Origin of the sequence: Flavobacterium sp. 22659 (genome assembly GCF_052044235.1) — a bacterium.
Classification (GTDB): domain Bacteria; phylum Bacteroidota; class Bacteroidia; order Flavobacteriales; family Flavobacteriaceae; genus Flavobacterium; species Flavobacterium johnsoniae.
The window spans coordinates 44797-68979 of record NZ_JBQEMU010000018.1 but is presented as its reverse complement, the minus strand read 5'-3'; the positions used below and the strand labels follow the sequence as shown (position 1 = coordinate 68979).

Here is a 24183-nt window from a genome sequence, read left to right as displayed (position 1 = left end):
TGTGCCAATATAAAAAACCAAAGTAAAATGTCAGTTTTGGTATTGACACATTAATAATCATCTGACAACATGACATTTTTCAAGACTGACATTCGTGGCATAATACTAATTTCCATGTCATTATTCAGGAGCTGTTTCCCGCTCTCTGCTGTATCTTTTATGGCGAACACCGCCATAAAAGGATGCCGCTTCTATCGGGGCTAAGTCAATAATTTTCATTAGAATTTTTACATTTATCAAATCAGAATATTTTTAATTAAATACCGAAATTAATTACATTAGCATTTTTCTAAATCTAAAAAATGGAAAATTACAGCATCATTATATTTATACTTGCCATTGTTATCGGACTATCTGCCTTTGCTGATAAAGCAAAACTTCCCTACCCTATTCTTTTAGTAATTGTGGGAATTGCCATTGGTTTTATTCCAACGATGACCGAAATTGAAATCAATCCTGAAATTATTTTTTTATTGTTTCTGCCTCCATTATTATATGATGCATCATTTAATATCTCACCTAAAGATTTCAAAACCAATATCAATACGATAAGCACACTAGCCATAACTTTAGTTTTTCTCACTACATTCTGGATTGCTGTTGTGGCTCATTATATGATTCCTAATATAACCTGGCCTCTTGCGTTTGTACTCGGCGCTATTCTTTCTGCAACCGATGCCGTTGCCGCCGTAAGTATCACAAAAGGCTTAGGAATATCTCATAAAACCATTACCATTCTCGAAGGCGAAAGTTTGATAAATGATGCTTCGGCATTAGTAGCTTACAGATTTGCTGTTGCAGCCGTACTGGGATCTGCTTTTATAATCTGGCAGGCAGCACTGCAGTTTATTTTATTATTAGGAGGAGGTTTTCTGGTAGGATTTGTAATGTCAAAAATTCTGGCAGTTATTTTGAAAAAAGTCCACAAAAATTCAAATGTCACGATTAGTTTCATGCTTTTAATGCCTTTTGTAACTTATTTAATTGCAGAGCATTTACATGTTTCCGGAGTTATTGCCGTGGTTATTTCCGGGTTGGCAATTGCGCGTTTCAGCAAAAAAATATTCCCTGAAAGTTTAAAGAACAGTTCCCGAAGTTTATGGGATATTATCATCTTTTTATTAAACGGATTAATCTTTATCCTGATTGGACTTAATTTTAGATATGTATTAAAAGACATTGACGATGATATGATATTGCCTTATATTGGCTACGCATTCATTATAACCATCGTTGCCTTATTGATACGATTCGTAAGGATATTTCTTCAAAAAATTAATCTTCAAAAAGCGTTTCAAAAAAATCGAAAAGGAAGAAGAAAAATCAGTGAAGATGCTCTTTTAGACTTTAAGAACAGTATAATTTTAGGATGGTCAGGAATGCGCGGTATTGTATCACTTGCCATTGCCATTGGGCTTCCAAGGTTTCTTGAAGACGGAAATCCGTTTCCTGAACGTAATGCGATTATCTTTATTTCTGTCGCCGTAGTGCTTTTTACGCTTATTGGGCAGGGACTTACACTTCCGTTTATTGTTAAAAAATTAAACTCTAAACCAGAACAAATAGAATCTTAGAAAAGTTAGAAAGAAAAAAAATATGCATGCATAGTAATTTCATGCTATTCGTTTATTTTTTATTCGTAATTTCGATTCTCATTAAAATTACAACTACAAAATGGCATCATTTATAAAAGAAATATCTTTTCGCTGGTCAGATCTTGATCCCAATTTTCACGTTCGCCACAGCGCTTATTACGATTTTGGCGCACAACATCGTATTGAAATCCTTGAAGAATTAGGATTAACTTTAAAAGTAATGCAAACGCAGGGTTTTGGACCGGTTTTATTTAGAGAAGAATGTGTTTTTAGAAAAGAATTAAAACTTTCAGACAAAATTTTCATTCATACTAAAACATCAAAAATGAAGGCCGATGCTTCCCGCTGGTCAATTATTCATGAGTTTAGAAGAGAAGACGACACACTTTGCGCCACCATTACTGTCGATGGAGCATGGATGGACACAAAACTAAGAAAACTGGCTTCTCCAACTCCTGAAATCGCGATTCAGGCTTTAAGTATTTTTCCAAAAAGCGATGATTTTGTTGGACTTTAAGTTATAAAAAGTATCAAAATATAAAATCCAAAAACATAATTTAGAGTTATGTTTTTGGATTTTTTTCTGCTGTTTATTCGGCTAAAACTTTAAAATTACTGCTGAAATTTTCTCCCGAAATATTCAAAATATAAAGTCCGGTTATTTTTCTATTTCCAACATTCAAAGTAAAAACTCCGTTTTCATCAGAAATGATTTTTTCTTTAATAATCGTTTTTCCTGTAATATCACTTAATGAAGCGGTTGCCGATGCAAATGTATGATCCGGAACAGTAATAAATATTTGATCTTTCACCGGATTTGGATATACTTTTACGATACTTTTTCCCTGATTAAATTTATTTGTGCTTAAAAAATCCTGTGTAAACAAGGCCGCAACTTCTGTGGGATTTAGAGGATAATTAAAAATCTGTAATTCATCAAATTGTCCTTTGTAGGGCGCTGAAGCCGTTCCCGATGTTAACTCAATTTCGCCGATATTTCCAATAATCAAATCCGTTTCTTCAGAAATTCCGGTTACGGCTGTTTCATCCAATTCGGCAGAAAAAACACCGTTTGTATAAATCCTGATTTTATGCGCCGGAATATCTCTCATAATCACAACATTCACCCATTCGTCTGTAAAATATTTGGCTGCAGCCGTAGTTACTTCTTTTTTCGTTTTATCATCATCAATTGCAAAACGCAAAAGCCCGCCTTTAATTTCAACATTATATCTTCTTCCCGTAGCACCTGTTGTTGTGTTTTTGGTAAAAGAACCTTTGCACAAAACATAAATACTCGTGGCAGAAGAACTTGGCAGTAAAGCTGGTGAGGCTTTCATCCAAAATGAAACTGTAAACGAGTTTTTATCAAACAATAAATAATCCTGATTTGGAATATTTACCATCGATTTGTTATTGGCAGAAGTCGAAAAATTGATCGCATTATTGGCTTTTCCTGCTACTCTTACATTTGCATTATCAAAATCAGGATCTAAAATTCCATGATTGGCATAACTCGAAATATCTGCAATTTCTTCTCCCTGAAGTGCAGCTTCCTTAAACGGCCAATGACCAACAAGACTTGGCGTTAAGGCGCTAAAACTCCAAACATCGCCTGTTGCTGTTCCTTTAGCATTTACCGCATCTACTCTCCAATAATAATTTACAGCCGAATTTAAACCTGTAACCTGATACGATGGGCTGGCCGAATACGGCACATCTGCCAGCTTATTCAGGCTTGAAATATTTGTTCCAAAATAAACAGAATATGTTGTGGTATTAGAACTTCCGCTCCACTTTAAAGTCAAATTACCGTTTGATAATTCTACATTCGAAACAGCGCTAACGGGCGTTGGATTTGTTACTTTGGCTGGCGCCGACGGAATTGGCGGTGTGGTTACAGAAACAACTTGAGTATAAACGGATGATTCTGTCGCATTTATTGCTTTTACACGATAAAAATACTGCGTATTCGGTACTAAATTTACTTCATTGTAAGTCGTTACATTTGCTCCTAAAGTACTTAAAACCGTAAAATCAGTTTCGTTTAAAGAACGTTCTAAAACATAATTGGTTTCGTTTCCTGCATTATCATTCCAATTTATAGTAAACGAACTCAATGGCGGAATTTCAGTCGAAACCACATTAGTAAAATTGACATTTGAAGGCGGAATAATAAAATCTGGCGGAGTTACATTCGTTAAACCGTTAATGTAAACTTCAATATTAAAATACGGCGAATGCGATGTACTTACAGCCAAAGCATCGGCACTATTATTTTTATCCAATCCGTTAGCATCTTCCCAAGCATCCGGCATTCCGTCATTATCTGAATCTAAAGGTGACGGCGCGCCGTAAACATGTCCTGCGCCTCCGTTTGTAAAACCGAATTGCGTTGTTAAATCTGTCTGTACATACACATACGCTGCTGTTGTTCCTTTAGACATCAAATCAGAAATCATCAAATTGTCAACCTGATCTCTTCTTGGATATGACGCTCCAACACTCGAAACAATTTTATTATAAGCATCCTGAGCCGTTAAAGTGGTGTTTTTCATTGGATAATCATACGGCGCAGAAAGAATGGTCGAGGCATTTCCTGTTGGGTATCCTGTTAAATCTGCCGGAACCAGAGTTCCATTCAGTACTCCGTCTTTATTATTATCAAAATAATTTCCAGATCCGTACAACGAGAAATTATCATTTCCGCGATTAAAAGGCGTAGAAACGGTATTGCTTGTATTAGGACCACCAATGAAATAATTATTGATAATATTTGCATCTGAACTTCCGGCAGAATCGCCGCCCATAATATAAGCATCGCCAGACTCTGTGTGTCCGTAGGTGTTTCCGTAATTTCCCCAATTGTAAACTACATTGTTTACGAACTCATTAATCCCCTTAATTTTGTTGTTTCGGGTTTTATTACAGATGTATAAATTGCCTATTAAACTTATTTTTCCGCCTGAAGGCTGAATCAATCCTCCTGCCGAATGATTATGTCGATGCAGTCCCTGCCCTATGATCGAATTTTGAATCGTAATATTATCCGGACTTAAACCTTTGTTATCCCAGTTAATTGAAAAAACTTCATCGGTTCCCCAGGTAAAAGTCATGTGATCAAAAATCATATTGGCGCCGTTTGCCAATCCGGATGCATCTTGATTTTGAGCCGTTCCGCCGTATCGAATACGAAGATATCGGGCAATTGTATTACTCGCTCCCGTAAAGGTTACTCTTGGGCCTAAAAATACAATTCCTTCGCCTGTTGCCGTTTGACCGGCAATTGTGGTATTAGCGGCAACCACAACCTGAGTCTGGAGGTTTACGATACCGCCCACTTTAAAAATCACGAATCTTCCTTCCTGACTCACAGCATCGCGAAATGAGCCCGGACCGCTGTCATTTAAATTGGTTACTAAATAAATCTGCGGATTTGCAGCACCGCGCGCTCCGGTTGTAAATCGGCCGAAACCCGTTGCTTCCGGAAATGCCAGAGTCTGGGCTTTTACATTTCCAGCAGATACAATCAGCCAGCAATTCATAAAAATTTTAAGCATAAGCTTAAAACTTGAGGTAGTTTTTCTCATAGTGATTTGGTTATAATGGTTAAATAGTTATAACCAAATTAGCCATTAGACCAAATGAGACTGTCCTGTTCAATCCTGTTTTACAATTCTAATTATCAATATTTTACATTATTAAAACTGAAATAGAAATTTCATTTAAATTCAAATAATGTAACTGAAGCTCGCAGATGCTTTTTTAAATTTAAATCATATTTTTAACACAATAAAGATTATAAATAATTTTAGGCAGTCTAGCTCAATTGAGTTATTTCAATCTTAAAATTATTACTTTGATACTGCGTATTTTCTCTAATAACAATAACTTTGTTAAGCATCAATTTAAAATAGTAAAAAGGTATGTTCGACTTTGCAAAAGACTTTAGAATAGGCATCATTATTTTTATAATCGCCATTACAACCATTATTCTGGGAGCAGTAACAGACAAATTGTTACGTTATTTTTTATACCGAAAACTAACTAATAAAGAATATGATGCCACGGGATTTAAGTTCTTAAAGCATTTAATTATAACTGTAATTTATATTCTGGGTTTTGCTTTTGCTTTAATTCAAATTCCAGAATTTAAAATCATTGGGCATTCATTTTTAGCGGGTGCCGGAGTTATTTCCTTAGTTGCCGGTCTGGCTTCGCAGCAGGCTTTGAGTAATATTGTGAGCGGTATTTTTTTGGTAATCTTTAAACCTTTTAGAATTAACGATAAAATCACGATCAACAATTTTGTAGGTACTGTAGAAGATATCAACCTAAGGCAAGTCGTTTTAAAAGATGCCGAAAACAACCGAATTATAATTCCAAACTCTGTTATCAGCGCTCAAATTATTGTAAATACCAATATGCATGACACCAAATGCTGTAAAATAATCGAAATAGGAATTGGTTACGAATCTGATGTTGAAAAAGCCCTTGAAATAATGCAAGATGAAATTGCCAGACATCCGCTTTTTATTGATACCAGAACTGCCGAAAATAAAAAAGCAAAAACATCTTTGGTAACAGCAAGAGTTGTGGCTCTGGCAGATTCGAGCGTAACTTTAAAAGCGTGGGCCTGGGCAAAAAATTCTACAGATGGTTTTGTGATGTACTGTGATTTACTGCAAAGTATCAAAAAACGTTTTGATGAAGCAGGAATCGATATTCCATATCCGCAGCGAGTTGTAACGCTTAAAAAGTAGATTCACATTTTTTCTGATAATTTTAAGATTTAAATTCTTGCTTTTAAAAATGCATGACGTAATTTTATAATTCTTAACCCAAAAAAAGCGTCAAAATGAAAATTATTCAGGCATTAATACTTTTGTTACCGCTGTTTTCTATCTCTCAGAAAGAAAAAATAAAATCGTTAGACATAAATTTAACAAATTACGATTATCCATTTCCGGTTCAGTTTCTTGAATTAAACCTGCAGCGTCAAAATTTAAAAATGGCGTATATGGATATAAAACCCGATAATTACAACAATAAAAACATCGTTCTTTTTCACGGAAAAAACTTTAACGGTGCTTATTGGGAAACTACAATAAAAGCACTTACAAAAGAAGGTTTTCGTGTTATTGTTCCGGATCAGATTGGTTTTGGAAAATCATCAAAACCGGATAATTTTCAATATACATTTCAGCAGTTTGCAGAAAACACTAAAAAATTACTCGATCATTTAGGCATTGCAAAAACTACCATTTTAGGCCATTCTATGGGCGGAATGTTAGCCGCAAGATTTACTTTGATGTATCCTGAAACAGCCGAAAAATTAGTTCTCGAAAACCCAATTGGTCTTGAAGACTGGAAACTTGTCGTTCCATATAAACCAGTCGATTGGTGGTATGAATCTGAATTAAAGCAAAATTACGAAGGCATCAAAAAATACCAAATGGAAAATTATTATGACGGAAAATGGAATGCTGATTACCAAAAATGGGCAGAACTCGGCGCCGGCTGGACGACAGCTCCGGATTACAATAAAGTAGCCTGGAATTCGGCTTTGATGTATGATATGATTTTTACGCAGCCTGTTTTATACGAATTTAAAAACATCAAAAGTCCAACGCTTTTAATCATCGGAACAAGAGATAAAACCGCAATTGGAAAACCATTAGTTTCTGAGGAAGTGAGAAAAACAATGGGAAACTATGCTGAACTGGGCAAAAAAACTCAAAAAGCAATTCCCAATTCGAAATTAGTGGAAATTCCCAACACAGGACATTTACCTCACATTGAATCTTTCGATCAATTTATAAAACCATTAATCGTATTTTTGAAACAATAAATTTTTTCGCTGCAAAGAAATTGCACTGAAAACCTATATACAACTAATCTAAAAATTAAAATAATATGTTTACAATCGACCAAATCAAAGAAGCACATTCTAAAGTAAAAAGCGGTGCTGATTTTCCAAATTATATACAAGATTTAATTATTCTGGGTGTAAAAGGTTATGACACTTTTGTGAATGACGGACACGTTGAATATTATGGCGTAAATGGCTATATCGTTACATCTGACGAAAAATATAATCCTATTTCAATTGCTGCAACAGTCAATAAAGAGCTTTTTATTGAATTTCTTGTAAAACATCAGCAGGGCGAAACTGATTACTTAACTTTCTGTAATCATGCAGGACAATGCGGTATTGCAAAATGGAGGGTAGATATTATCGAAATGACCTGCACGTATTTTGACAGTGCTGAAAATGAAATTTTAATCGAGAAAATTCCAGAATAAATTCTAAAATGACAAATTTTAATTCAATTTATTCAACTGCTAAAAAAAGTATCTTTTTGATGCTTTTTTTAGTTTGTTTTACAGGATTTTCTCAACATAAAAAAGAAAAAACGAAGTTTAAGGTAATTGCTTTTTACACTGCCAAAAACGATCAGGCACATGTAAGTTTTGTGCATGAAGCCAATAAGTGGTTTCCAAAAATTGCTCAGGAAAATCATTTTGTTTACGATTCTACAAGCAATTGGAATAATTTAAATGCAAGATTTTTAGCAAATTATCAGGTTGTTCTGTTTTTAGATACAAGACCCGAAGCTCCGGAACAGCGTGAAGCTTTTCAAAAATATATGGAAAATGGCGGCGGATTTATCGGATTCCATTTTTCTGCCTTTGCTTTAAAAGATTCAAGTTATCCGCAAAATTGGGATTGGTATCACAATACATTTTTGGGTTCCGGCGAATATGGAAGTAATACATGGAAACCAACATCGGCGGTTTTAAGAGTCGAAAACCAGCATCCGGCAACTAAAAACCTTCCTAAAACTTTTACTTCGGCACCAAACGAATGGTACAGATGGAGCAATGATTTAACCAAAAATCCGGATATAAAAATTCTTTTGGCAATAGACGAAAGCAGTTTTCCTTTAGGAACCGGGCCAAAAGCACACGAAATCTGGCACAGCGGCTATTTTCCTGTAGTTTGGACCAATACAAAATATAAAATGTTCTATGTAAATATGGGGCATAATGATATTGATTACGAAGGCAAAACCAATAAAACACTTTCGTACACTTTTGATAATAAAATACAAAACCAATTAATTCTTAATGAATTGCTTTGGCTGGGAAATTCTAAAAAAATTAAATAAAATGGCTGTAAAACTTTCTTCTATCATCAATACAGACGAATTATTAAAATTAAATCCGTCAGAAATCATTTTAATCGATGCCAGAGCAGGAATTAATGCCGAAGAAAACTATAATAAAGAGCATTTAAAAGGTGCTCGTTATGTTGATTTAAATAAAGATTTAGCAGCAGTTGAAGATCCGGCAAATGGCGGAAGACATCCGCTGCCGTCTTTTTCTAAATTTTCTGATGTACTTTCTAAGCTTGGCATTTCACCTTCTTCTCATATTATAATTTACGATGATAAAAACGGTTCAAACGCAGCTTCAAGATTCTGGTGGATGCTGAGAGCTGCAGGACACGAAAAAGTTCAGGTTGTAAATGGAGGTTTACAAGAAGCTGTAAAAGCGGGTTTTCCTGTGAGTACAGAAATTGAAACTTTTGAAGCGGCCGAAAAATATCCCGTTTCAGAATGGAAATTAAAAACCGCCGATATTGAAGAAGTAGAAAAAGTTCGAAACAACAGCGAGAATATCGTAATCGATGTGAGAGATAAAAATCGTTTTGACGGACTTACAGAACCTTTAGATTTAATCGCCGGACATATTCCTGGAGCTGTAAATGTTCCGTTTAGTGAAAACCTGGATGAAAACGGTCTTTTTAAACCAGCAGAAATTTTAGCCGAAAAATACAACTCTGTTTTAGAAAATAAACTATCCGAAAATATAATCGTACATTGCGGTTCAGGTGTTACGGCCTGTCATACGCTTTTAGCAATGGATTATGCCGGAATTGAAATTCCGAAACTTTATGTAGGTTCATGGAGCGAATGGTCCAGAAATGACCGCGAAATGGCAACTAAGGAAAAATAATAATCTCTTTTTATAACACACATAGATTTTTATTGTGTATAAAAGAGCATAAAAAGAAGCACGCTTCTAACACATAGCAAACTATGTTTGTTAATGCAAGTGAAACGCCTTTATTTAAGTTTCAAAAAGCTATGTTACTATGTGTTACAAATGCTTAAAACAGTTTAAAAAATAGAAAATACAAAAATGCAGCACTGGGATATACTTTTATCTAATCAGGTAAATAAAAAAGCTTTTATAGACAGCATACTTAACGGCGAAGCAAAAGGAGAATTAACCGTTTTTAATAATCAAAAAGGGATTTTGTTCTCTGATATCGCAATCGAAAAATTCATTGAAAAAGAATACCAATACGACAGTGTAGAAGCTTCTCCGGAATCGCACAGGCAGTTACGCACTTTTTCATCTGGAGAACGCAAAAAAGAATTTTTAAAATACTGCATCAATCAAAAACCGGATTTTATCATTTTTGATAATCCTTTTGATCATCTAGATCAGGCTTCGAGAGTAATTTTAGCCGATTCTTTAAAAGATTTAACCCACGATATTGCCATAATTCAGCTTTTAAACCGTGTGGTTGATGTTCTTGAATTTGTACCTAATAAAGCACTAATTAAAGATAATACTTTTGAGTTTCACCCAATTTCAAAAGCAGAAAATCATTTTAAAACCTTAAATACAACGGCAATTCCAAAAGCGATTGAACCGCATTCTTTTCACGAAAGTGTATTAATAAAACTGGAAAATGTTTCAGTTAGTTATGATGAAAGAAAAATTATAGACAATATTTCGTGGACTATAAAACAAGGTGAATTCTGGCAGTTAATCGGCCCGAATGGTTCAGGAAAAAGCACAATTTTATCCTTAATTACAGGAGATAATCCAAAAGGATTTGGACAGAATTTGTATTTGTTTGGAAGAAAAAAAGGCACAGGAGAAAGTGTCTGGGATATTAAAAAGCAAATCGGAATTTATACAACTTCTATGATGGATTTATTTCAAAAAGGCCACACTGTGGAGCAAATGATTCTTTCTGGATTTTTCGATCAAATCGGGCTTTACACTGAGCCTACAACACATCAACAAAATATAGTTTCGCAATGGCTTGAGGTAATTGAAATGAGTCATTTAAGAAAAAAACGTTTTATAGATTTAACACTGGGACAGCAAAGAGTTGCCTTAATTGTTCGTGCCGTTTTAAAACATCCGCCTTTATTAATTCTGGACGAACCTGTAGAAGGTTTAGACGACGAAAATGTCGATTTGGTAATTCAGCTTATCAATACCATAAAGCAGCAGACAAAGGTTACGATTTTATATGTTTCTCACAGAATAGAACAAGGTCTCGCTCCTACTTCGGTATTTGAACTTTTGCCAGCACCAACAGGATCAATTGGTAACATAAAATACCATTCAGAATTAAATTAAAACATAATGAAACTCAAAATAATTGGAATATTGATCCTGCAGTTTTTACTGTTTTCATGTTCCGGCACAATTTCAACAGTAAAGAAAGAATATAAGCTTTCAGATTCTGGAGAATTAAAATCAAACTGGAGCATCAATTCAAACGAATGGATTCGCAAAAACGATACTTTAATCGGTAACGGAGGCCCGTCTCATTGGGGTGTTGTGATGTCTAAAAAACAGCTTCCAAAAAATTATGAGATTAATTTTAAAGTCAATATGACCAAAGAATCTTTGTTTGAAGTCATGTTAAACTCAGATAAAGAAAATTACATTAGAACCTATCTTTATCAAATTGATCAAAACATTGTAATAGGAAAAGGCGTTTACCACAAAAACAGTGACGAATACGGCAAACGTGGCGGACCAACATTGTTTAAAAAAAATCTGGAATTACAGAATAACAAATGGTATACGATAAAAATTAAAGTACAAAATAATCAGTTGTTTTTTTCTGTAGATAACAAAACAACACTGGAATATTCTCTTGAAAAAAGCAATTTAAGTCAAAAAGGAAAACTGGGTTTCCTTACCAACGGCGAAGTCAAAATAATTGATTTAAGCATTAAAATGCTGTAAAAAAATAGTTTAGGTTTACCATTAAGACATTAAGGTAATTAAGGTATTTCGTTTAATTAAGTATACTTAACTAACTTAATTCTTAATGGTAAAAAACAAAAAAAGCTCCCAATCGGGAGCTTTTTTAATATTAAGAAATTTTCTAATTTTCTAATTGACAAATTATCTAATTATCTAATTATCATCTTCTGTATTATGTGACTTCACATACGTGCGCCATTTTTCAATACAATCCTGAAAATCCTGAGGCAGTTCTGTATCAAAACGCATTAATTCTCCCGTATTTGGATGAACGAATCCAAGTGTTTTAGCATGCAGTGCCTGACGCGGTAATGCTTTAAAACAATTTTCAATAAACTGTTTGTACTTTGTAAACGTGGTTCCTTTCAAAATCAAATGACCGCCGTAACGTTCATCATTAAATAAAGGATGCCCGATATGTTTCATGTGCGCGCGAATCTGGTGTGTTCTACCCGTTTCTAATTTGCAGGAAATCAAAGTTACGTAACCAAAACGTTCCAAAACTTTATAATGCGTAATAGCAGGTTTTCCAATCTCAGGATCAGCGAAAACTGCCATCTGCATGCGGTCTTTTAAATGTCTGGCAAGATTTCCTTCAATTGTACCGCTGTCTGCTACAACATTTCCCCAAACAAGGGCAATATATTCACGTTCCGTTGTTTTGGCTTCAAATTGTTTTGCCAAATGCGTCATTGCTGCTTCGGTTTTGGCCACAACCAAAAGTCCAGAAGTATCTTTATCAATTCTGTGAACCAGACCAGGACGTTCACTGCTGTTCATTGGCAGATTATCAAAATGATGCGCCAAAGCATTTACAAGAGTTCCTGTATAATTTCCGTGACCAGGATGCACAACCATTCCCGGCTCTTTATTAATCAGCAAAAGAGCATCATCTTCATATACAATATTCAACGGAATATCTTCTGGAAGAATATGATTTTCAAATGGCGGATGCGACAACATAATCGTTATCACATCAAAAGGTTTTACTTTGTAATTTGATTTTACCGGAATATCATTTACAAAAATATTTCCGTCTGTTGCCGCATTCTGAATTTTATTTCGTGTGGCATTTGGAATCAAATACATTAAATATTTGTCAATACGCAAAAACGCCTGACCTTTTGGGACTTCAAATCTGTAATGCTCAAATAATTCGTCTTCCAGATCTAAATTTTCTTCAATATTATTGTTCATCTTGTGGGGTTTCTACAGGCACTGTCGTACTGTCTGCCTGGCTGTCATCTACATAACTCGCTTTTCCGTCACCTAAAACCAAATCAATTTTAGATGCTTTCAATACACGGTCTCCTACTTTTAAATTTCTGCCTTTGTAACGCATTTCAAGAACCATATCTTTTCCAAGATTTGGAATATACGTAATAGTTCCCGGTTCAAGTCCTAAAGCTTTTAAAGTTGGAACCGCTTCACGATATGTTTTTTCAATTAAATCAGGAATCTTAACAGATGAGAATCCAGACGAATTAATTTTAATGTATATTTTTCTTCCTACTTTTACTTTAGTTCCCGGCAGCGGGTCCTGCTCTACAACACTAAATTTCGGATATTCACTTCTGTAATCAACACTATCCAAAAGCACATAATCTAAGTCCAGTTCGTCTAGTTTTTGTTCAACTTGTTCTTCAGTTAATCTGGACAGATTCGGAACCGCAATTTCGTGTCCGTGATCAGTTGTAAACGTCAGCCAATGCATAAACAAATATCCTAAAACAGCAATAATAGCAGCTGCACCTAACACTTGTAAAAAAAACACACGGCTGGTTAAATACTTACGTAAACTCATAAATTTATTTTTAGATGAACGCAAAGATAAAGTATTTCATTTCAAAAAAAATGATAATTTTGTTTAAAACAGGAAAGTCTTTTTCAGGAACGCAAGCTTAGAGAGCGCTCAATGTAATTGGCACACAGATGACACAGATATAAACCGATTGAAAAAAAACAATTTGCGGCGATTTGTGTAATGCGCAGAAAAAATAAACAAATTAACGATTAAACAAATAAATAAAAGTCAATGAAAAACATTGCCATCATCATGGGCGGATATTCAAGCGAATACAAAATTTCGCTTATCAGCGGAAACGTTGTGTACCAATATCTTGACAAAACAAAATACAACGGATTCCGAATTCATATCTTTAAAGAGAAATGGGTTTATGTAGACGCAAATGACGCCGAATTTCCAATTGACAGAAACGATTTTTCTGTAACGGTAAACGGTGAAAAAATTACTTTTGACTGCGTTTTCAATGCCATTCACGGAACTCCGGGCGAAGATGGATTAATGCAGGCTTATTTTGAATTAATTGGATTACCGCAGTCTTCATGCGATTATTACCAATCGGCATTAACATTTAATAAAAGAGATTTATTATCGGTTTTAAAACCATACGGAATCAAAACGGCAATTTCTTATTACTTAAACAAAGGCGACGAAATCAATACTGCCGAAATCGTTAAAAAAGTTGGACTTCCGTGTTTCGTAAAACCAAACAAAGCGGGTTCTAGTTTCGGAATTTCTAAAGTAAAATCTGAGGCCGAACTTCCAATTGCAATTGAAGTTGCATATAAAGAAGATAACGAAATCATCATCGAAAGTTTCCTTGACGGAACTGAAGTTTCTGTCGGCGTAATCAATTACAAAGGCGAAATCAAAGTATTGCCAATTACAGAAATTGTTTCAGACAATGATTTCTTTGATTACGAGGCAAAATATGAAGGAAAATCACAAGAAATCACACCAGCAAGAATCTCAGACGAGCTGACTCAAAAAGTGGGAGAAACTGCAAAACGTGCTTACGAAGTTTTAAAAATGAAAGGATTCTCACGAAGCGAATTCATCATTGTAGACAACGAACCGTATATGCTTGAAATGAACACTATTCCGGGTTTAACAACCGAAAGTTTGATTCCGCAGCAAGCAAAAGCAGCCGGAATTTCTCTGGAAGATTTATTTACAAATGCTATTGAATTAGCGCTTGCATAAAGGTGCTAAGATACTAAGGTGCTAAGGTTATAAGATCTTAGCACCTTATTTTTTAAACCTATAAATATCAGACTTACAAAGTAAAATCAAAACCTTAGAATCTTAGCAGCTTAGAACCTTAGCACCTTAAAAAAAATGAAAGAAATCTTCGAATGGAATAGACTCTTTTTTAATGAACTGCCAGAGGTTTTTCTTCTGGAAGTAATATTTCGTTCGGCGGTAATGTTCACTATTTTACTGTTAACGCTAAAACTAGCCGGCAAACGAGGCGTAAAACAATTATCGATTTTCGAAACTGTAATCATCATTGCATTAGGTTCTGCTGCGGGCGACCCAATGTTTTATGAAGATGTTGGAATCGTGCCTGCGGCAATTGTTTTTTTGGTAATTATTACCCTTTATCGTTCTGTAACATGGCTTACGGGAAAGAGCAAAAAATTTGAAGAGTTTATAGAAGGCAAAACCGAATGCTTAATCAACGACGGTAAGTTTTCTGTATCGAGTTTTAAAAAAGAAACGCTGGCTCAGGACGAATTTTTCTCTGAACTCCGCGTAAAATCAATCGAACATTTAGGACAGGTAAAACATGCTTTTATAGAACCAAGCGGTGAAATAAGTGTGTTTTTCTATGAAGATAAAGAAGTGAAACACGGACTGCCTATTTTACCCGGTTTATTTAATGAAAAAAGTAAAATAATTGCAACTGACGGAATTTATGCCTGCACTTTCTGCGGTCATACAGAAGAAGTAAAAAAAGGAACCGCAAGCTGCGAAATCTGCCATAAAGACGAATGGGTTCCGGCAATCAAAACTCTTAGAATAACCTAAAATAAAAATCCAAATTCCAAAAGCAAAGCTTAATCCGATAACTATCGGGACAGCAACTTAGAATCTCAGAACCTTAGAACCTCAAAAAAAAATGAGAAAAGCCATATTTCCAGGATCGTTTGATCCTATTACACTTGGACACGAAGATATTATCAAAAGAGGAATCCCTTTATTTGATGAAATTGTAATTGCTATTGGTGTAAACGCCGAAAAAAAATACATGTTTTCATTAGAAGAAAGAAAACGCTTTATTGAAGAAACTTTTAAAGACGAACCAAAAGTTTCGGTAATAACTTATGAAGGTTTAACCATTGATTTGGCTAAAAAGCAAAAAGCTCATTTCATTTTAAGAGGTCTGCGCAACCCAGCCGATTTCGAATTTGAAAAAGCAATTGCACATACCAACAGAAAACTTTCTAAAATAGAAACAGTTTTCTTATTGACAGCTGCAAGTACCTCTTTTATCAGTTCGAGCATTGTGCGCGATGTATTGCGTCATGGAGGCGAATATGAAATGCTGGTTCCGGATGCGGTTCGGGTTAAGAAATAAACACTCTAAAAGTCATTGCGAGACACGAAGCAATCACATATACAACAATCAAAAGCATAAATTTGCCAGCGAAGCAAATTATAAGTAATTTCGCATTTTTAAAATAAACACCAAACAATGAGTATCGAAAGAGAATTAAGCAAACGAAGCGGATCTAAATGTGAGCTTTGCGGCGCTGAAGAAAATTTAAAAGTTTATCAAGTACTTCCAACTAAAAAAGGAGGCATTGATGAAGCTGTATTTGCCTGTAACACCTGTATTGACCAAATTGAAAACCCTGACAATGTCGATTTAAATCACTGGAGATGTCTTAATGACAGTATGTGGAACGAAAATATTCCGGTTCAGGTTACAGCCTGGAGAATGTTGAGCCGTTTACGTGCTGCAGGATGGCCTCAGGAATTGCTTGATATGATGTATTTAGACGAAGATACTCTTGAATGGGCAAAAGCTACAGGAGAAGGAGAAGATGACGAAAATAAACTGGTTCACCGCGACAGTAACGGCGTGGTTTTACAACACGGAGATTCCGTAGTTTTAATTAAAGATCTAAAAGTAAAAGGATCAAGCATGGTTGCCAAACAAGGAACTGCTGTTCGTAATATTCGTTTAGACCACGAAAACGCTGAATACATCGAAGGAAAAGTTGATGGACAGCAGATTGTGATTATTACGCAGTATGTGAAAAAGATATAGTTTTTGAGAGACAAAGTAACAAAGGTTCAAAGTTTTAAATTGAAATTAAACCTCTGAACCTTTACCTAAAATAAAAAAAGCTGCTCAATATGAGCAGCTTTTTTTTATACTAATAAGAGATATGTTAAAAAAAACTTTGTCCCTTTGTTTCTCTGAGGCTTTGAACCTAAAAAAGAATTATTTTTGGAATAATTTATTGATTTGATCTTTTACGAATGGCTCAGAAACGCTGTTTGTAGCAGAATCTCTGTCTTTGCTGGAAACCATGAACTGAACTGTAGCTTTGTCTGGAACAACGTTTCCTGTGTAGTGTAACCAGATGTAGTTGTTTGGCAATTCTAATTTAATGTCATATAACGGAGCAGCTGTAAAACCACCTACGATAATGTTGTAAAGATTAGTATAATCATTATTAACATTTTTGAAACTAAATTTTCTTAAAGGTGAAGAATCATCATCGTTTAAAATACTAGTGTAATACACTGTATATTCGTCTCCAATTTTCTGAATGTAGTTATTATTTACTTTTCCTAATTTTTCTACAGGAACTGTTTCAATAACTTTAATTTGCGCAAACGAAACAAAACTAAAGAACAAAATGGCAATGGTAATAATCTTTTTCATAGTGAATTTGGGGTTACAATTTTACTGCAACAAAAAAACACAGAAATATTGAAAAAACACCTATCAAATCATTATTTTTTTAACACAAAATTGTTAATCTTCTTCAGTAAATTATAAAAAACTGATTTACAAGCACATAAACCAAACCATAACTCTGTACAGCTATCTCAAAAAGGCTAAAATTTCTTATTTTTATCTTCTTCTTTCTTTATAACGTTGCGGGCAACTTCAATTTTAAATTTTTTACCCTTCATTTTTTCATCTTTTACCGCTTTCAGCAGATCTTTTACCTTACCGAATTTTACTGCTGCAAACGAAACAAAATCTTTTACTTCGATAAGTCCTAAATCGTCTTTTTCTAATTTCCCTTTTTGAGAAAAGAAACCTACGATATCAAACTTATTCAATTTTGTCTTTTTACCGCCGCTAATGTATATAGTTTGAAATTGCGGAGGTTTAGGCAGCGACGTTATATTTTTAACATCTAAAACCTGCATATCATAATCGATATAATCTAGTTTTTTCTCACTTTCGTGAACAATAATATAAGCCGTTCCTGTTGCCTGCATACGTGCTGTACGTCCGTTACGATGCGTAAACTCGTCTTCTTTTAAAGGTAAATGATAATGAATAACATGCTTCATTTCAGGAATATCCAGTCCGCGTGCAGCAAGATCTGTTGTAATGAGATAGCTGATGCTTCCGTTTCTAAACTGAATCAAAGCGCGCTCACGTTCGTCCTGATCCATTCCGCCGTGATAATAAGTAGCATAAATGCCTTTTTCGTTTAAAGTGTCGCTGATGCGTTCTGCAGCATCACGATGATTGCAGAAAATAATAGCCGACTCTGATTTTAAAGAGCAGATTAAATTAAACAAGCTTTCTAATTTATCTTTACCTGGCGAAACAATCATTTTCATAGAAAGATTTGCTTTCTCCTCTTCTTCCGGAATAAAATCCAAAACTGTCGGGTTTACCACTCGTGTATATTTTGGAATTTCAATATCAGAAGTTGCCGAAACCAAAACTCGTTTATTAACTTTTGGTAATCTGCCAATAATAAAAGACATCTGCTCGTGAAACCCTAACTGCAAAGATTTATCAAACTCATCTAAAATTAAAGTCTGAATTTTATCGGTTCTAAAAGTTTCTCTGTCAATATGATCGGCAATTCTTCCAGGCGTTCCAATTAAAACTGCCGGAGGATTGCTTAAATTTTTGATTTCAGTATCAATAGAGTGTCCGCCATAGCAAATGTTTACTTTGTACTGCGTTCCCATTTTCTTCCAAACCTGTTCAATCTGAAGTCCCAATTCGCGCGACGGAACCAAAATTAAACATTGAACCGAAAGAATTTCAGGCTGTAATAATTCTAAAACCGGAAGCAAAAATGCCAGCGTTTTTCCTGATCCCGTTGGCGAAAGCAGTAAAACGTTATTATCGTTTAGAATTACATCCTGAGCAGTTTCCTGCATTTCGTTCAGGCTCTGAATCCCTAAATTCGAAAGTATATTGTTGGAATGGTGATTTTTATTCATTTTGCAAAAGTAGTCAAAAAAGTTGTTTCAAGTTTTTCTTGTTTCAGGTTTCAAGTTTATTTTTAACCGCAAAGAGCGCAAGGAATTATATATACTAGGTTTTATAAAAACGCAAAGTTCGCAATGCCTTGAACATAAACTTTGCGAACTTTGCGTAAACCTTTGCGCTCTTTGCGGTTAAAAAACACCACGCACATCAAACTTGAAACCTGAAACTTTAAACAAATAAAACTATTATATTTGATCATCAAAAAACCAAAACCATGAAACTTTTTACATTTCTCTTTTCACTTTTTACCATCACTATTTCCGCTCAAAACAATAAAAAATACGATACCTTTTTTGAGAAAGGAAACGGAAATCAATCTGCTTCGTATCAGGAAACAATTGCTTATTTTAAAATGCTTGCAGCTGATTTTCCAACGATTCAGATAAAAGAAATGGGACTGACAGATTCTGGAGAGCCTCTGCACATGATTACTTTCAATCCTGACAAGGAGTTTGATTTTGATAAAATTCAGAAAACAAAAGCGGTTTTATTCGTTAATAACGGAATCCACGCGGGAGAACCGGACGGAATCGACGCAACCATGCAGTTTTACAGAGATTTGGCAACAGGAAAAATGAAATCACCAAAAAATACCGTTTTGGTTACCATTCCGGTTTATAATATTGGCGGTGCTTTAAACCGAAATTCGACAACGCGTGCCAACCAAGACGGACCAGAAATTTATGGTTTTAGAGGAAATGCCAGAAACTACGATTTGAACCGAGATTTAATGAAATCGGATACGCGAAATACAAAAAGTTTTGTGGAGATTTTCCAGAAAATAAATGCCGATGTTTTTATCGACAATCACGTAAGCAACGGTTCTGATTATCAATACAAATTGACGTATATCATGACACAGCATAATAAATTGGGAACCATTTTGGGCGATTTTATGAATAACGAAATGATGCCGGCTTTGGTAAAAGATCTTCAGAAAAAGAAAATCGAAACGACGCCTTATGTCGATTCGTTTAAAGATACGCCAGACAAAGGTTTTGGGCAGTTTGTCGATAGTCCGCGATATACAACGGGTTACACTTCATTATTTAATACGATTGGTTTTGTGGTCGAAACGCACATGCTGAAAAAATATGCCGAACGTGTAAAAATGACCTACGAATACATGAAATCGACTTTGGATTTTACCGATGCAAATTATCAAAAAATTAAAAATTTAAGAGTAAAAAATTTAGAGCAATATCAGCCTAAAAAATCATACACTTTAAAATGGGAAATGGACAGCACAAAAGCGACTACTTTTTCGTTTTTAGGTTATGAAGCGGGTTATAAAAAAAGTGACGCTACAACTGGAAATCGTTTGTATTACGACAGAACAAAACCGTACAAAAAAGACGTTCCGTACATCAAAGAATTTAAATCGGTTAAAGAAGTCGTGATTCCTACGGCATATATTGTTCCGAGAGGATATTGGAATATTATTGGCCTTTTGAAAAACAACAATATCTCGTTTAAACAAATTAAAAACGATACGATTATAGAAGTCGAAAGCTACAGAATTGCCGATTTTAAAACCGTTCCATCTGCTTACGAAGGACATTATTTGCACAGAAACACAACCGTAACTTCTAAAATCGTTAAAATGGCTTTCCCCAAAGGTGATTACATCGTGCCAACGAACCAAAAAGGCGTAAAATATCTCGTAGAAGCTTTTGAACCAGAAGGCGTAGATTCATTTTTTAACTGGAATTTCTTCGACCCTATTTTACAGCAAAAAGAACATTACTCAGAATATATTTTTGAAGATACTGCCGGACAACTTTTAAAAGAAAATCCAGCTCTAAAAGCAGAATTAGAAACTAAAAAACAAAACGACCGCGAGTTTGCTAAAAACGCCGAAGCACAATTAGACTGGATTTACAAGCATTCTGTTTATTATGAAAAGGCGCATATGCAGTATCCTGTTTATCGTGTTTTGTAGATTGTTATAGTTTGACTAAAATATTAACTTTATTTATGGTTTTCCGTATTTTTTATTTTATCACTAATACTATTTTTGATTTACAATTTAATTTGGAATTTTAATTTATTTAAAAAGAATTATATTACATATATTTACAAATTTAGTGGAAATGAGTATTAATTTTAAGGAAATATGAATGCTAATAAATAAAATACAAGTCGAAAAATTTAGAGGTTTTGATAATATTGAATTTGAGCTGGGAGAAAACATTACTGTTATCGCAGGACAAAATGGAACTCAAAAAACAACCATTTTAGGTTTATTAAGTCAACCATTTTCTATTACAGATAAAAACAACCCACTTGCTAATGAAAAACCACTATGTGGTGGAAATTATAAATCTTCATTTTCTGAAAAATTTAAATTATCTAAATCTTTTGACAAAGCAAAAACTCATTCTTGGACATTAAATACAAATGATTCTGAAAATCCTGACTTCACAGTTGAAAGTATTGTACGTGATGCAAAGACTCAAGAAATAAGATTTTGGAAAAAAGGAGATCGATCAAAAGGCTCAGGTTATTTACAATATCCTGTGATTTACCTTAGCTTATCTAGATTATTTCCAATTGGTGAAGACAGCTCACTTGCGCAAAGCAATAATATTTCTCTAACTGTAGACGAAATTAAACTCTTAAATGAATGGCATAATAAAATTTTAATAATTCCTGATCTTGAGATAGATGAATTTAATTATTTAGAAAGTAAACAAAAAAACACTTTAGGAGTAAATACTAAATTTTATGATTGGAATATGAATTCGGCTGGCCAAGATAATCTTGGAAAAATATTACTCGCAGTTTTATCTTTCAAAAGATTAAAAGAGAAATATCCTAAAGAATACTCAAAAGGAATCCTTGTAATTGACGAGATCGATACTACGCTATATCCAGCTTCACAAATAAAATTGTTAGAATATTTACGTAAATTTTCATCTAAATATAATATACAAATAATCTTTACTACACATTCATTAAATTTATTAGAAACAGCTTGCATTATCCAGCAAGACCCAAAACAATCTAATCAGATTAAAGTAATTTATCTTCAAAAAGTTGACTTAAATATTAAAGTAATAGAAAATCCAACTTTTAATTTCATTCAGAACAGATTAAATGTAAGCTTGTCTACACAAAAAAAAGATCTAAAGATAAATACTTTTACAGAAGATAAAGAAGGAGAGATTTTTTTAAAGGGATTAATAAAAACTAAAAAAACAAATTTAAATTTTCTTCAATGTACTATGGGGTGTTCGAATTATATAGAGCTAGTTCGAAAAAAAATTCCAGGATTCAATTTCCCTCAAAGTATTATTTGTTTGGATGGGGACGTGAGAAATGAACCAAGCAGCTTACGAGTAATAAAGAATTTTAAAAACATATTGTTACTTCCTGGTGATGACTCTCCAGAACGATTATTAGCTGAAATGCTTTTTAATGAACCAGAAGCTTCCTCTATGTGGAATAACTTATTTAATGATTATAATAAACAGTTGTGTTTTCATGAATATTCGATTAATGACATAAGATTAGATCGTCAAAAAGCTAAAATATGGTTTAATACACAAAAAGAATATTGGGGAAATAATTGTACCAAAATTATAAATGTATGGATTCAAAAGAATAAAGTTATTTACGATGAATTTATAGCCGAATTTGATAATTTTGTAGAAAATTTTAAAAATTAATACTTTGTTAGAGACTCAAAAAAAAAGTTTTTTTTATTCACCACTTAGATATCCAGGTGGAAAAAACACCTTGTTCCCTTTTGTTTCAAATCTAATCAAAGAGAATACTTATACAAATAAGATTTATGCTGAACCTTATGCTGGCGGTTGTGGCCTTGCGTTAAAACTTCTTTTCGAAAATGTTGTAAAAGAAATTTATTTAAATGATTTTGATTATTTCATTTATTCTTTTTGGAAAACAATATTAAATGAAACAGATATTTTTTGCGATTGGATTCAAGGTTTGAACATAAATATGGAAAACTGGTTTTATTTTAAAAAAGTACTTCAATATCCAGATTCTTATAACCAATTAGAAATAGCAAAAGCGACTTTCTTTTTAAATAGATGTAACGTTTCTGGTGTTATTAAGGGAGGTGTAATCGGCGGAAAAAAACAAGATGGCAAATATAAGATCGATGCACGTTTTAATAAAATTAAATTAATTGAAAAAATTAAGCTATTAGCTACAAAACGTGATGTAATTCATTTTAGTAATTTAGATGCACTAGATTTTTTACATTCGTTAAAAAATTTACAATCAGTATTCACATATTTAGATCCACCATATTTTAAAAAAGGATCAGAATTATATCTTAATTTTTATAAAGAAAAAAATCATGAGGAGCTTTTTAATTTTCTTTATTCATATAAAAAAGATTTCATTCTTTCTTATGATAACAATGATTTTATAAAAAATCTTTATAAAAATTATTCAATGTATTTATTTGACATATCTCAATCAACATCAAATAAAATTGGCAATGAAATAATTATTTTTTCAGATAACTTAAATTTTGAACATTCAATTAAATACTTAAGATCGCCAATTGAACTGTAATATTTCACAAAAGAATAGCACATGCTAAATTGCAAAATCCAATTAATAAAATACTGAAGCTCTTAACAACAAAAAAGCCTAATAAAAACAATTTTTATTAGGCTTTTTTAAATTTCAGAAAGAACAAAAAACTTATTTATTCTTCAATATTTTTTCTAAATACTCCACTTTATCTTTTTCAGCTTGAACCAAACGTTCGTAAAGCTTTTTATTTTCTTCGTAAGCTTCGACTAATTTATCTAGTGGATTAAAATTACAGGTATTATTGGTACCGAAGTTAGACCCGTTACTTCCACTATTATCATAAAAATTATTGAAATAATTAATAGCTGCTTCTTCTGAAAAGTTTTTCAGAGCTTCAACACTTACTCCTAAGGCTTTTGCAATTTGTTTTAGCTTTTCATCATCAATTTCTTCACTATTTTCCAAAGCAGAAATAGTCTGCTGGCTCGTACCTAAAGCCTGTGCCAAAGCTTCTTGCTTCATGTCACGAAGTTCACGAATTCGGCTTATTTTTCGCCCTATATGGCTTGGTTTTGTAAATGTGCTCATAATTCAAAGATAATATTAATAGCAATATCAAGTAACTGGTAAAAAACAAAATTAAATTGTATCCTACCATCAAAACGTATTACAATCAATTTTTTGCTTACAAA

At 33.7% G+C, this 24183-nt stretch carries 22 protein-coding genes; 16 read left to right on the top strand and 6 right to left on the bottom strand.

All coding sequences use genetic code 11. The annotated features are described in order from the left end of the window. Positions 1 to 302: 302 nt before the first annotated feature. Positions 303 to 1574 (top strand): Na+/H+ antiporter, encoded by a 1272-nt coding sequence (locus tag ACTJIW_RS17180; RefSeq protein WP_440716049.1) that lies wholly within the window; start codon positions 303 to 305, stop codon positions 1572 to 1574. 100 nt (positions 1575 to 1674) lie between these two features. After that, complete coding sequence (locus ACTJIW_RS17175) at positions 1675 to 2112, top strand: acyl-CoA thioesterase (protein WP_073409155.1); 438 nt, start codon at positions 1675 to 1677, stop codon at positions 2110 to 2112. 73 nt (positions 2113 to 2185) lie between these two features. On the opposite strand, the gene ACTJIW_RS17170 is transcribed toward ACTJIW_RS17175, so the two are convergent. Then, positions 2186 to 5185, bottom strand: coding sequence for a LamG-like jellyroll fold domain-containing protein (locus tag ACTJIW_RS17170; protein WP_440716050.1), 3000 nt, complete (start codon positions 5183 to 5185; stop codon positions 2186 to 2188). Between the two features lie 336 nt (positions 5186 to 5521). On the opposite strand from ACTJIW_RS17170, the gene ACTJIW_RS17165 reads away from it, so the two are divergent. From ACTJIW_RS17165 to ACTJIW_RS17135, 7 genes are all read left to right on the top strand, one after another. Continuing rightward, positions 5522 to 6358 carry a mechanosensitive ion channel family protein gene (locus tag ACTJIW_RS17165; RefSeq protein WP_440716051.1) on the top strand — a complete coding sequence of 279 codons (837 nt, stop codon included), beginning with the start codon at positions 5522 to 5524 and terminating at the stop codon, positions 6356 to 6358. Between the two features lie 95 nt (positions 6359 to 6453). Then, entirely contained in the window at positions 6454 to 7446 is a 993-nt protein-coding gene (locus ACTJIW_RS17160) for an alpha/beta fold hydrolase (RefSeq protein ID WP_440716052.1), read from the top strand. A gap of 65 nt (positions 7447 to 7511) precedes the next feature. Further along, positions 7512 to 7901, top strand: coding sequence for a DUF1398 domain-containing protein (locus tag ACTJIW_RS17155; RefSeq protein ID WP_274253066.1), 390 nt, complete (start codon positions 7512 to 7514; stop codon positions 7899 to 7901). A gap of 8 nt (positions 7902 to 7909) precedes the next feature. Continuing rightward, positions 7910 to 8767 (top strand): ThuA domain-containing protein, encoded by an 858-nt coding sequence (locus ACTJIW_RS17150; RefSeq protein WP_440716053.1) that lies wholly within the window; start codon positions 7910 to 7912, stop codon positions 8765 to 8767. 1 nt (position 8768) lies between these two features. Beyond that, on the top strand, positions 8769 to 9617 hold the full coding sequence (locus ACTJIW_RS17145; protein ID WP_440716054.1) for a sulfurtransferase: 849 nt from the start codon (positions 8769 to 8771) through the stop codon (positions 9615 to 9617). Between the two features lie 186 nt (positions 9618 to 9803). Continuing rightward, the gene (locus ACTJIW_RS17140; protein WP_440716055.1) at positions 9804 to 11045 is read left to right on the top strand and encodes an ATP-binding cassette domain-containing protein; all 1242 of its coding nucleotides are present in this window, start codon (positions 9804 to 9806) and stop codon (positions 11043 to 11045) included. Between the two features lie 6 nt (positions 11046 to 11051). Beyond that, positions 11052 to 11663, top strand: a complete 612-nt coding sequence (locus tag ACTJIW_RS17135) for a family 16 glycoside hydrolase (RefSeq protein ID WP_440716056.1) — start codon at positions 11052 to 11054, stop codon at positions 11661 to 11663. A gap of 174 nt (positions 11664 to 11837) precedes the next feature. On the opposite strand, the gene ACTJIW_RS17130 is transcribed toward ACTJIW_RS17135, so the two are convergent. Together ACTJIW_RS17130 and ACTJIW_RS17125 are read right to left on the bottom strand one after the other, a co-directional pair. Next, a complete protein-coding gene (locus ACTJIW_RS17130) occupies positions 11838 to 12881 on the bottom strand; it encodes an RluA family pseudouridine synthase (RefSeq protein ID WP_274253061.1) in 1044 nt (347 codons plus the stop codon). After that, on the bottom strand, positions 12871 to 13488 hold the full coding sequence (locus ACTJIW_RS17125; RefSeq protein WP_073409149.1) for a PASTA domain-containing protein: 618 nt from the start codon (positions 13486 to 13488) through the stop codon (positions 12871 to 12873). Before ACTJIW_RS17125 ends, ACTJIW_RS17130 begins: the two co-directional genes overlap by 11 nt. 231 nt (positions 13489 to 13719) lie before the next feature. On the opposite strand from ACTJIW_RS17125, the gene ACTJIW_RS17120 reads away from it, so the two are divergent. The 4 genes from ACTJIW_RS17120 (at position 13720) to ACTJIW_RS17105 (ending at position 16765) form a co-directional block, all read left to right on the top strand. After that, a complete protein-coding gene (locus ACTJIW_RS17120; protein ID WP_035648366.1) occupies positions 13720 to 14691 on the top strand; it encodes a D-alanine--D-alanine ligase in 972 nt (323 codons plus the stop codon). A 135-nt stretch (positions 14692 to 14826) separates the two neighbouring features. Beyond that, positions 14827 to 15519 carry a YetF domain-containing protein gene (locus ACTJIW_RS17115; RefSeq protein WP_121361642.1) on the top strand — a complete coding sequence of 231 codons (693 nt, stop codon included), beginning with the start codon at positions 14827 to 14829 and terminating at the stop codon, positions 15517 to 15519. A gap of 91 nt (positions 15520 to 15610) precedes the next feature. After that, positions 15611 to 16069 carry a pantetheine-phosphate adenylyltransferase gene (coaD, locus tag ACTJIW_RS17110; protein ID WP_012024682.1) on the top strand — a complete coding sequence of 153 codons (459 nt, stop codon included), beginning with the start codon at positions 15611 to 15613 and terminating at the stop codon, positions 16067 to 16069. A gap of 117 nt (positions 16070 to 16186) precedes the next feature. Further along, positions 16187 to 16765, top strand: a complete 579-nt coding sequence (locus tag ACTJIW_RS17105; RefSeq protein WP_073409147.1) for a PhnA domain-containing protein — start codon at positions 16187 to 16189, stop codon at positions 16763 to 16765. Between the two features lie 177 nt (positions 16766 to 16942). Here ACTJIW_RS17105 and ACTJIW_RS17100 read toward each other — a convergent pair whose 3' ends face one another. Both ACTJIW_RS17100 and ACTJIW_RS17095 read right to left on the bottom strand, forming a co-directional pair. Then, positions 16943 to 17389 (bottom strand): hypothetical protein, encoded by a 447-nt coding sequence (locus ACTJIW_RS17100; protein WP_012024680.1) that lies wholly within the window; start codon positions 17387 to 17389, stop codon positions 16943 to 16945. Between the two features lie 176 nt (positions 17390 to 17565). Then, positions 17566 to 18927 (bottom strand): DEAD/DEAH box helicase, encoded by a 1362-nt coding sequence (locus ACTJIW_RS17095; RefSeq protein ID WP_440716057.1) that lies wholly within the window; start codon positions 18925 to 18927, stop codon positions 17566 to 17568. Between the two features lie 263 nt (positions 18928 to 19190). Here ACTJIW_RS17095 and ACTJIW_RS17090 point away from each other — a divergent pair, with 263 nt between their 5' ends. The 3 genes from ACTJIW_RS17090 to ACTJIW_RS17080 all read left to right on the top strand — a co-directional run bounded on the left by ACTJIW_RS17090 (position 19191) and on the right by ACTJIW_RS17080 (position 23527). Further along, on the top strand, positions 19191 to 20918 hold the full coding sequence (locus tag ACTJIW_RS17090) for a M14 family metallopeptidase (protein ID WP_440716058.1): 1728 nt from the start codon (positions 19191 to 19193) through the stop codon (positions 20916 to 20918). Between the two features lie 178 nt (positions 20919 to 21096). Beyond that, positions 21097 to 22647, top strand: coding sequence for an AAA family ATPase (locus ACTJIW_RS17085; RefSeq protein ID WP_440716059.1), 1551 nt, complete (start codon positions 21097 to 21099; stop codon positions 22645 to 22647). A 4-nt stretch (positions 22648 to 22651) separates the two neighbouring features. Then, positions 22652 to 23527: a DNA adenine methylase gene (locus ACTJIW_RS17080; protein ID WP_440716060.1), complete on the top strand. Its 876-nt coding sequence runs from the start codon at positions 22652 to 22654 to the stop codon at positions 23525 to 23527. Positions 23528 to 23659: 132 nt separating this feature from the next. On the opposite strand, the gene ACTJIW_RS17075 is transcribed toward ACTJIW_RS17080, so the two are convergent. After that, positions 23660 to 24079: a helix-turn-helix domain-containing protein gene (locus ACTJIW_RS17075; protein WP_121361644.1), complete on the bottom strand. Its 420-nt coding sequence runs from the start codon at positions 24077 to 24079 to the stop codon at positions 23660 to 23662. Positions 24080 to 24183 lie beyond the last annotated feature (104 nt).